Below are 1,299 nucleotides of genomic sequence, written 5' to 3' on the forward strand. Positions count from 1 at the left end.
CGAGGCCTGCGAGATGGCCACCGCATCCAGCCGCGAGAAGCCGCTGTTGGGGTCGTAGCGCGGCTCGCGCGCCAACCCGGCATCGATCACCACGCGCACGCCGGGTAGGGTGACCGACGACTCGGCGACGTTGGTGGCCAGCACCACGCGGCGGCGGCCCTCCGGATCGGGCTGCAGCACGCGTGATTGCTGTTCGATCGGCAGTTCGCCGTGCAGGGCGAGGACATCGACATTCCGGCCCGCCTCGGCAGCGGTCAATGCCGCCTGCAGCGCGGCCTGCACCCTGGCGATCTCGCGCTGCCCCGGCAGGAACACCAGCACATCGCCGGGATGCTCGGCCAATGCCTGTTCCACCGCGCGGCGGGCCTGTGCTTCCAGCGCTTCATCGCGGCGGGCCGGGAAATGGCTGACCTCGACCGGATGGCTGCGGCCTTCGCTGGACAGGCGCGGCGCATCCAGGAAATCGGCCAGGCGCTCGCCATCGAGCGTGGCCGACATCACCACGATGCGCAGGTCTTCGCGCAGTTGGCTTTGCACGTCCAACGCCAGCGCCAGGCCGAGGTCGGCGGCCAGGTGGCGCTCGTGGAACTCATCGAACAGCAGCGCGCCTACGCCTTCCAGCAGGGGATCGTCCTGCAGCATGCGGGTCAGGATGCCTTCGGTGACGACCTCGATGCGGGTGCGCGCGGAGACCTTGTTCTCGAAGCGGATGCGGTAGCCCACGGTTTCGCCGACCGGCTCACCGAGCTGGCGCGCCATGAACAGCGCGGCGCTGCGCGCGGCCACGCGGCGTGGTTCGAGCATGATGATCCTGCGGCCGGCCAGCCATGGCGCGTCCAGCAGCGCCAGCGGCACCTGGGTGGTCTTGCCGGCGCCGGGCGGGGCCTCCAGCACCAGCCGCGGCCGGGTGGCCAGCTGCTGGAGGATCTGCGGAAGCAGGGGGGAAATGGGGAATTCGGATGCCATGCGTGCATTGTAGAAGGCTGGTGGTGCGGGACCATGCGGCCAGCGGTGCCGGAAGACTTACCCCTCCCCAGCCTTCCCCTGCTACGCAAGGGAGGGGGCGGTCTTTCGCACCTGGACAGATCGCCGCAGGCAGCGCTTGGCCCCCTCCCTTTCGCGTAGCGAAGGGGAGGGCTGGGGAGGGGAAGTCGCACGCCGCTAGTGCTCCCGGCACAACGACTACAATGGCCGCCTTCACTGCTTTTCCGTTCCCGCTCCATGCAACTGATCGACATCGGCGCCAACCTCACCCACGATTCCTTCGAACGCGACCTTGGCGCGGTGCTGGAGCGCGCC

1 protein-coding gene is annotated in these 1,299 nt (G+C 69.4%); it reads right to left on the reverse strand.

Going from position 1 to position 1,299, the window contains the following annotated elements; translation table 11 throughout:
• The coding region (locus VA603_RS11385) for a helicase-related protein (protein WP_323438907.1) at positions 1–966 on the reverse strand (966 nt) is incomplete at its 3' end.
• Positions 967–1,299: the final 333 nt, after the last annotated feature.

This window comes from Stenotrophomonas capsici, assembly GCF_034961085.1.
GTDB lineage: Bacteria > Pseudomonadota > Gammaproteobacteria > Xanthomonadales > Xanthomonadaceae > Stenotrophomonas > Stenotrophomonas capsici.